Source organism: Cupriavidus sp. UYPR2.512 (genome assembly GCF_000379565.1).
Lineage (GTDB): Bacteria > Pseudomonadota > Gammaproteobacteria > Burkholderiales > Burkholderiaceae > Cupriavidus.
Map to the genome: position 1 here is coordinate 1 of NZ_KB903050.1, position 1,868 is coordinate 1,868.

At 61.7% G+C, this 1,868-nt stretch carries 2 protein-coding genes; both read left to right on the forward strand.

Annotated elements, in window-relative coordinates; genetic code table 11:
• Nucleotides 1–763: hypothetical protein (locus tag A3A5_RS44110; protein ID WP_198293155.1), on the forward strand; the 763-nt coding region annotated here is incomplete at its 5' end.
• Nucleotides 764–976: 213 nt separating this feature from the next.
• The gene (locus A3A5_RS44965) at nt 977–1,753 is read left to right on the forward strand and encodes an SEC-C metal-binding domain-containing protein (RefSeq protein WP_232431389.1); all 777 of its coding nucleotides are present in this window, start codon (nt 977–979) and stop codon (nt 1,751–1,753) included.
• Nucleotides 1,754–1,868: the final 115 nt, after the last annotated feature.

A 1,868-nucleotide genomic window follows, 5' to 3' on the forward strand; every position in this document is an offset into this window, starting at 1 on the left:
GCAAATGACGGCGGGCAAAATACACGCGCAGGTCATGGGGTCAAGCCTCTACACGATCAAGATCGACGTCGCGACCTGTCCCGCTCCGCAGTGGCGTGCCCTGAGCGCCGACTGCGCGTCATCGATCGACTCCATGGTCGAGTTGTTGCAAGGCAGACTGTCGAGCGCCGTGATGGAGCGGATCTGCAAGCCGGGCACTGGACTTTTTCCGTCGCCGAAGGATATCCAGTTCGGTTGCAACTGCCTGGACTGGGCATCGATGTGCAAGCATGTCGCTGCCGTGCTGTATGGTGTCGGTGCCCGGCTCGACCAGCAGCCCGAATTGCTCTTCACGCTTCGGGGTGTGGATCCTGCCGATCTCATCAACAACACAGGCGCCAAGTTGTCCGGTGCGGCAAGCGCGCCAGCATCGGGCAAGGTCCTCGACCACGCGCTCCTGGGCGACGTATTCGGTATCGATATCGACACCGAGCCGCTCGCCGCGCCGACTGCCGCCCCCAAACGGGCGGGCAAACAATCAGCCCCCCGAACGCGCCAAGTTCCCACGTCATCAACTGCATCGAAAGCGGGTTCGCGCGTGAAATCGACCTTGAAAGGCAAAGCTGCGGCACCCAAAGTGGTGACAAAGTCCGCCGTTGCCCCAGCGCCCACCGGGAAAACACGCGCAGACACTTCGAAAGCTACCCGTTCAACCCCTCAAAAATCGCCCGCACGTTCGCGTGCGACACCGCCATCTCCGCGAAAATCCAAGACGCCCAAATGACTAGCACTCCCCGCCGCACACCGAGAACGCCGGCATTTGCGGATCAATGGTGCGCCGAGAACGGACTCGAGATTCTTGAGGGTCCCGAACATGAATGAGAGAGCGCCCCGACTATCGCCCGAAGAGGGCATGTTCAGGCTAGCAGGTACCGACGCCTCCTGGATCTGTGTGCATACTTGTCCGACACCGCGATGTCCGTGTCGGACCGCGCTGGTGCTGGCGACGCACAAGGGGCGGGAGACACTCGAAGCACGCGGTGCGCCCGTCTGGCAGGCGTGGATGTCAGGCGGACGCTATCGCGAAGCGGCCCACGAGGTCGCCGATAAGTGTGCCGACATCATCGTTTTTGGTCTGGATATCGACACCGCGCAAGAACAGCAGTCGGACCGCGACGACCCACTGGATCTGGCGCAGTACCCCGAGGTCGCCGCTCTCATGACGCATATTGACGGCAAACTGCTGGATGCGATCGGACGTCTATGGTATCGCGGCAAGGGCCTCTCTGCCCCGGTCGAGACGGTGCTCATGTCCCCGCCAAAAATTCGCGGCTGGCAGCGTGGGGAGCAACTGGCCTGGGATGAGGTGTACACGTGCGTCAGACAGGACCTGTACGCGTTTGACGCTCACGTCTACGAGGCGTTGGACTTCTATTGCCCGATTCCCAGTTGCGACTGCGCTGAGGTAAATCTTCACTTTGAACCGGTGCATCCCGACGGAGCGCGCTCACCCGGGCATGTCAATGTTCATCTGGCCGGCCGCATCCGGCTCGAGCCTGAAACGCATGGCGATCTCACACGCCTCGAACAGCTGTGGGCTGCATTCTGTCAGCGACATCCACGATACCTTGAGCGTCTCTCGCATCGCGACACGCTTATCAAGGCAACGGGCGAGCGCCTCGTAGGACCTGCGACGGCCGAGCCCAAGGTAGGCAGAAACGATCCGTGTCCTTGTGGATCGCGCAAAAAATATAAGAAGTGCTGCGGCGCGTAACCAACGGAAAGCAGTGCGTCGCAGCTGCGGGGGCAGTTGCAGCTTATCGAGTGAGAGTCGACAGGCGCCGGCCGACCAGCATGACCGCCTCATGCGGACGCGGGCCTGCGTGAGG